At 64.2% G+C, this 6,721-nt stretch carries 5 protein-coding genes; all 5 read right to left on the bottom strand.

Annotated features, from left to right (window positions below; translation table 11 throughout):
- Positions 1-131 precede the first annotated feature (131 nt).
- The 5 genes from AC25MA_RS25710 to AC25MA_RS25690 all read right to left on the bottom strand — a co-directional run bounded on the left by AC25MA_RS25710 (position 132) and on the right by AC25MA_RS25690 (position 6,265).
- Positions 132-1,031 (bottom strand): LysR family transcriptional regulator, encoded by a 900-nt coding sequence (locus AC25MA_RS25710; RefSeq protein ID WP_028692250.1) that lies wholly within the window; start codon positions 1,029-1,031, stop codon positions 132-134.
- 46 nt (positions 1,032-1,077) lie between these two features.
- Positions 1,078-3,093: a pyridoxamine 5'-phosphate oxidase family protein gene (locus AC25MA_RS25705; RefSeq protein ID WP_182325336.1), complete on the bottom strand. Its 2,016-nt coding sequence runs from the start codon at positions 3,091-3,093 to the stop codon at positions 1,078-1,080.
- 18 nt (positions 3,094-3,111) lie between these two features.
- Positions 3,112-3,741 carry a glutathione S-transferase family protein gene (locus AC25MA_RS25700; protein WP_028692248.1) on the bottom strand — a complete coding sequence of 210 codons (630 nt, stop codon included), beginning with the start codon at positions 3,739-3,741 and terminating at the stop codon, positions 3,112-3,114.
- 162 nt (positions 3,742-3,903) lie between these two features.
- Positions 3,904-4,458, bottom strand: coding sequence for a UPF0149 family protein (locus tag AC25MA_RS25695; RefSeq protein WP_028692247.1), 555 nt, complete (start codon positions 4,456-4,458; stop codon positions 3,904-3,906).
- A gap of 163 nt (positions 4,459-4,621) precedes the next feature.
- Entirely contained in the window at positions 4,622-6,265 is a 1,644-nt protein-coding gene (locus AC25MA_RS25690; protein ID WP_028692242.1) for an acetolactate synthase large subunit, read from the bottom strand.
- Positions 6,266-6,721 lie beyond the last annotated feature (456 nt).

Here is a 6,721-nt window from a genome sequence, read left to right as displayed (position 1 = left end):
TGTACGGAGATCGGTTCATCAGGCCGACCTGGTGAAAGTCAGGGCCTGCCTGACGGCAGGCCGTTACCGGCCCGCACACAAAAAATCTGACACTTCCGGTACGGGGGCGCTTTGCGCCCCAGAGTCCGGAATCAAGCCAGATGTGCCTGGCTGCGCAAATGCTCGGCCAACATATCGATAAAGGTCCGCACCTTGGTCGAGCCATATTTGCTCTCCCGATGCAGGATATGGATCGGCCACGGCGCTTCTTCGTATTCGGCCAGGATCACCTGCAAGCGCCCGGCCGCCACTTCATCCGCCACCTGGTACGACAGCAGCCGTGCAATCCCGAGCCCGGCGCTGGCCGCGGCGATGGCGGCATCGTTGCTGGTCACGGTCAGACGCGGCTTCATGCGGATCAGCGTCGGGTCGTCAATGGCGCCGAAGCGCCAGTCCGTGCGCGGTGACAGGGTCCCGGCGGCGATCACTTCGTGCTTCTGCAACTCCGAGGGATGGCGCGGCGTGCCGTGGCGTTCCAGGTATTCGGGCGAGGCGCACAGCAGCCGGCGCATTTTGCCCACCCGCAATGCCTTGAGGCCCGAGTCGGGCAACTGGCCGATGCGCACCGCCACGTCCATGCCCTCCTCCACCAAGTTCACCACGCGGTCGAGGAAGAACGCCGACACATCCACCTCGGGGTACTGCTGCAGGTAACGGACGATGCACGGCATGACGAACTTCTTGCCGAACAGGATCGGCGCGGTAACCGCCAGGTCGCCCTTGGGCGCGGCGTTGATGCCGGCGGCGGCTTCGTTGGCCTCGACGATGCTGGCGAGGATATGCCGGGTGTCTTGCAGGTAGCGCCCGCCGGCCTCGGTCAGGCGCACGCTGCGGGTGGTGCGTAGCAGCAGCTTGACCCCGAGCTGTTCCTCAAGGGCTGTGACCGCGCGGGTCACCGCCGCCGGCGAGATAGCCAGGCGGCGGGCGGCGGCGGCGAAGCTTTCCAGCTCGCCAACAGCCACGAACACTTTCATCAGGTGGATCTGGTCCATGCCGCGCCCCACGCGTTGTCGTGGGGCGATTATCGCCGTGGTCACGCTAGAGCTCCAGTACCAGGGGCTGCACGCCGTCCTCGGCCTGGGCGGGGATGGCACAGCAGATCAACACGATGCCGGGCTCGGGCAGTTCGGCGGGCGGGTTCGGGTAGTGGACCTGGCCGCTGACCAGCTTGGTCCTGCAGGTACCGCAGGAGCCGCCTCGGCAACTGAAGTCCGGCGAAAGGCCACGGCTTTCCGCCAGTTCCAGCAGCGTGCCGCTGTTTGGCGCCCAGCGCGCTTCCTTGGCGGAGCTGGCGAAGTACACCGGCACCGGTTCGCTGGCGGGTGGGGGCTGCTGCAGCGTCGGCTGGTTGTCATCGGTGTGGCGGCGCAGGGTCGAGGGGCCGAAGGCTTCGGCATGGATGCGGGCGTCGGGCACATGCACGCCGCGCAGGCCTTCGTACAGATCCTGGGTGAAGCTGGCCGGACCGCAGAGGTAGAAGTCGTAGTCGTCCAATGCCAGCGTGGCCTTGATCTGCTCGATGCCCAGGCGGTTGGCGAACTGGTAGTCATGACCCAGCACGGCCTGGGGTTCGGGCTGGCTCAGGGCACGATGGATGCTCAGCAAGCCATTGGCGTGTTGCTGGAGTGCGGCAAGCTCCTGCTGGAACGGCAGGTCGGCCAGTGTGCGCCCGCCATGGAACAGATGGATGCGCCGCCCCTGCCCTTTGGCCAGCTGCTCGCGGAGCATGGCGATCAACGGGGTGATGCCGACGCCCGCGCCGATCAGCACAAGGGGCCGCTCACTCTGCTGATCCAGGGTAAAGCTGCCCATGGGCTGACGCACCTCCAGCCGATCGCCAACCTTCACCTGTTGATGCAGATAGCGTGACGCCGGCCCCTGCGCCTTGACGCTGATGCGCAGGTGGCCATCGGACGGCGCGCTGGACAGGCTGTAGGTGCGGATCAGCGGTGCCTCGCCATCCACCTGCAGGCGCACGGGAATATGCTGGCCGGGCGCGAAGGCCACCGCCGTACCTTCCTCGGGTTGCAGGTAGAACGAACGGATATCGCGACTTTCCTGCTCGATACGCAGCACGCGCCAGGTCAACCATTGGCGTTGGCGCTCACGCTGTTGCAGGCGCTCTTCGGCTTCACTCCAGGTGCCGGTCATCAGGCTGGTGGGAGCGTACTCCTGGAAGGCCCAACGCAACGACACCGCAGCCGGGCGGACCACCACCTGCTCGATGTCCAGGGTCCAGATCCGCTCGGCGCCTTCGAAGGCGCTGATCAGCGGGCTATCGAGAATCACCTCGGTGCGCCCGGAAACCTGCAGCACATCGCCCGTGGTGAAGTCGACGAACAACAGGCCGGCAACCGGGTTGGCCAGCAGATTGCCGAGGGTATTGAAATGCAGGTTGCCGGCGTAGTCAGGAATCGTCAGGCGATTGCCTTCGACCCTGACGAAACCGGGGCGACCACCGCGGTGGGACACGTCCACGGCACGTTGGCCATTTTCCTGCTCGACGTAACTGGCGACAAAGAAGGTGTCGGCGTTTTCGATCATGGCGCGGGTCGCGGCATCGAGTACCGATGAATCCCGACGCGCCTGCGGCGGCTCGTCGACGCGGGTGTACTCGCGCAGCTGGATGTACTGCGGGCAGTTGCCGAACGACTGCTCGACCACCACCGCCAACTGACCGGCGCTGGCCCCGCGGATCAGGCCATTGAGGCGATTGCGCCGCCGCGTGTGCAGCTCGATCCCCAGCAGGCCGATGGCGCCACCCGCCACCAGGCCCGGCGTGGCCGGATCGTCGCTGGCGAGATCGGCGCCGATCAACAGTTGCCGTGGATCGGGCGAGCTGACGAAGCCTTCCGGGCCTTCGAGCAGCGTCGCCCAGGGTTTGCCTGCGGCGTCCACGGCACCGGCCACCATGAACGGCAACTGCTGGTAGAAGGTGCGATGCTGGTCGGGCATGAAGTCACGGATGACCTTCTGCCCGAACGCCTCCATGCGCTCGGCAACACCGACGTGCTCCTGCAGCCGTTTTTCACCTGCATGCCAGGGCGATTGCATGGCGGCATTCCTCGGGACTCAGAGGGTGGTCTGCAAACCGATGACCGTACGTGGCATCGGCACGAAGCCCGGCAGCGCCTCGACACGGGCCAGCCAGGCGCGCACGTTGGGGTACGGTTCCAGCGACACGTTGCCTTCCGGCGCGTGGGCGATGTACGAGTAGTTGGCGATATCGGCGATGGTGGCCTGGTCACCGACCAGGAACGGGCCCTTGGCCAGTTCGGCGTCGATCACCTTGAGCAGGGTGTGGGCGCGGCCGATGACTTCATCGGTGTTGAACGAGGCACCGAACACCGTCACCAGACGTGCCGCTGCCGGGCCGAAGGCCAGGGGACCCGCCGCGACCGACAACCAGCGCTGCACTCGGGCGGCACCGACCGGATCCGCAGGCAACCAGCGCTCACCGCCATAGGCCTTGGCCAGGTAGACCAGGATGGCGTTGGAATCGGCGATGACGATGCCGTTGTCATCGATCACCGGCACCTGGCCGAAGGGGTTGATGGCGAGAAACTCTGGCTGCTTGTGCTCGCCCTTGGCCAGGTCGACGAAGACCAGCTCGGTGGGCAGTTCGAGCAGCGACAGCATCAGCTCGATGCGGTGGGCGTGGCCGGACTTGGGGAAGTTGTAGAGTTTGATCGGGCTTGGCATGTGCGGGGCTCCGGATCAGCGCCGGGAGTGGCGCTGCTGGAGGACATGCTGCACTGGATCGCCCGACAGTAGAATCAGTGCTGGGAGCAATTCGGTATTACGGTAGGTGGAATAATTACAGTCGTGCGGCCGGCCCGCTTCCACGCGCCCGCGATGGCGATCTCAATGACGGTGCTGCTTCTGGTACTGATACAACCCCCGCGCCGCCTCGACCACCAGCGGCACACAGGCCTGGCGCTCATCGAAGCTCATCGAATCGAGCAGCTCGAAATTGTCTTCCAGCCCATGCAGGGAAATGGCCTTGAGCAGACGATCCTGCTCCGGCGGCAGCTCGCTCCACTCGGCCACCTGGGTACCGCGCATGTAGCCGAAGCACCATTCCTCGAGAATGATCGCCGGGCCTTCCTCTCCTTCGCTCTCCTCGAACAGCGGTTCAAAGTGCTCGAGGTCGTTGGCCAGCTCTTCCGCCACCTGGCTGGCGTAACGCAGCATCAACGCGGTGTAGGCCTCTTCATGGGCGGGCTTCTTGAACTTCGGCACCTTGCCACCGGCGACAGAAGGCAGCCATTGCTCAGGGTTGACCTTGTTGGGGGAGCTGGCCAAAGCGGTGAAGAAGCCGTTGAGCTCGGCGAGGTTGAGCACCGAATAATCGTTGCCGTAGGTGATCAGCAGGTCTTCGAGACGGTCGAGTTCTTTTTCGCTGAGCGCGGGGAGCATGGGTAGGAGTCCTGAGGAAACAAAATATGGGAGCACCCTAACACATGGGAAAAGCGGTACACGCATTCACCGTGCCAATAAAACGATCGCGGGGCAAGCCCGCTCCCACGTTGTGCAGGAACAACGTGGGAGCGGGCTTGCCCCGCGATGAGGATGCTACGGTTTAGACCGCCAGCGCGCGCTCACGCAGCTCGCTGTTGAGGATGCGGTCGTTCTCGCTGTAGTCCACCGGGCAGTCGATCACGTGCACGCCTGGGGTCTTGATGCAGTGCTCGAGCAGCGGCAGGAAGCCTTCGGCGCTTTCCACGCGGTGGCCATTGGCACCGTAGGCTTCGGCGTACTTGACGAAGTCCGGGTTGCCGTAGTCCAGGCCGAAATCGGTGAAGCCCATGTTGGCCTGCTTCCAGCGGATCATGCCGTAGCCGTCGTCTCGCAGGATCACCACGGTGATGTGCATGCCCAGACGTACCGCGGTTTCCAGCTCCTGGCTGTTCATCATGAAGCCGCCGTCGCCGCATACCGAGATGACCGGGCGATCCGGGTACACCAGGTGCGAGGCCATGGCCGATGGCAGGCCGGCGCCCATGGTCGCCAGGGCGTTGTCCAGCAGCACGGTGTTGGGCTTGTGGGCCTTGTAGTTGCGGGCGAACCAGATCTTGTAGATGCCATTGTCCAGGGCGACGATGCCTTCGGACGGCAGGGCGCGACGGATGTCGGCGACCATGCGCTGCGGGTAGACCGGGAAACGGTCGTCGTCGGCGCCTTCGGCGATCTGTGCTTCGTTCGCTTCACGGATGGCCATCAGGCGGGTGAAGTCCCAGTGGCTGGTGTCGGTCAGCGCTTCGCTGATCTGCCACACGGCGTTGGCGATGTCGCCGATCACTTCCACCTGCGGGAAGTACACGGCGTCTACCTCGGCCGAGCGGAAGCTGACGTGAATGACCTCGGTGCCGCCACGGACCATGAAGAACGGTGGCTTCTCGATCACGTCGTGGCCGATGTTGACGATCAGGTCGGCGGCTTCGACGGCGCGGTGCACGAAGTCACCGGAGGACAGCGCGGCGTTGCCGAGGAAGCGCGGATGGCGCTCGTCGACCACACCTTTACCCATCTGGGTGGTGATGAACGGGATGCCGGTCTTGTCGATCAGTTGCTTGAGGACCTTGGCGGTCATCTTGCGGTTGGCGCCGGCACCGATCACCAGGATCGGGTTGCGGGCGTTCTGCAGTTTCTGCACGGCGGCTTCGATAGCCACGTGCTCGGCCAGCGGGCGACGGTGCAGGCTGCGCGGGATCGGCAAGGCGTCGGTCTGCTCGGCGGCGATGTCTTCCGGCAGCTCCAGGTGCACGGCGCCTGGCTTCTCTTCTTCGGCCAGGCGGAAGGCTTCACGCATGCGCGCTGGGATGTTGTCGGCCGAGGCGAACTGGTGGGTGTACTTGGTGATGGGGTCCATCATGCCGCACACGTCGATGATCTGGAAACGGCCCTGCTTGGACTTCTTGATCGGCTTCTGACCGGTGATCATCATCATCGGCATGCCGCCCAGGTAGGCGTAGGCACTGGCGGTCACCAGGTTGGTCGCGCCAGGGCCGAGGGTCGACAGGCTGACGCCGGTCTTGCCGGTCAGGCGGCCGTAGGTGGCGGCCATGAAGCCCGCGGACTGCTCGTGGCGGGTCAGTACCAGCTTGATCTTCGACTTGCGCAGGGACTCGAGCAAGTCGAGGTTTTCCTCACCGGGAATGCCGAACACATACTCGACACCTTCGTTTTCCAGGCATTGCACAACGACATCGGCGGCCTTGGCCATCTTGCTTCTAACCTCAAGTAATAGGACGGTGAAAGTCCAGAAATGCGCAGCACGGTACGCTGGCATCGCTCGGTCCGGGTGCCAGGATTGCCCCGAACCTAAGCCTTGACGCAGGGTAGGTACGGGGAAGTCACGTAATTGTGACGGCAATATTGTCGCACCTGCGACGAGGCGATGTGAGGTAGCCGACGAGCAAAGGATATTTGCGTGATCGTCAGCAAACGGATGCCGTGTAGGAACAAGATACCGTGGGAGCGGGCTGGCCCCGCGATAAGGCCGAATCAGGCCGTGATGTTATCCGAGCATGCGCCATCGCGGGGCAAGCCCGCTCCCACGTCAGATTTCTTTACCAGGGCTGAAAAGACAAAACCCCTACCTGCTCGCGCAGATAGGGGTTTTGCGAAATGAATCTTGACGATGACCTACTCTCACATGGGGAAGCCCCACACTACCATC

The sequence above is a fragment of the Pseudomonas sp. P65(2024) genome (genome assembly GCF_057480955.1).
Note: the sequence above shows the minus strand (reverse complement) of the source record. Positions and strands in the feature narration are given on the sequence as shown.

What these genes read in the sequence shown, in the direction of transcription:
- AC25MA_RS25710 (WP_028692250.1), bottom strand. Translation starts at nt 1,031, where the DNA reads ATGGACCAGATCCACCTGATGAAAGTGTTCGTGGCTGTTGGCGAGCTG.
- AC25MA_RS25695 (WP_028692247.1), bottom strand. Translation starts at nt 4,458, where the DNA reads ATGCTCCCCGCGCTCAGCGAAAAAGAACTCGACCGTCTCGAAGACCTG.
- AC25MA_RS25690 (WP_028692242.1), bottom strand. Translation starts at nt 6,265, where the DNA reads ATGGCCAAGGCCGCCGATGTCGTTGTGCAATGCCTGGAAAACGAAGGT.
- AC25MA_RS25705 (WP_182325336.1), bottom strand. Translation starts at nt 3,093, where the DNA reads ATGCAATCGCCCTGGCATGCAGGTGAAAAACGGCTGCAGGAGCACGTC.
- AC25MA_RS25700 (WP_028692248.1), bottom strand. Translation starts at nt 3,741, where the DNA reads ATGCCAAGCCCGATCAAACTCTACAACTTCCCCAAGTCCGGCCACGCC.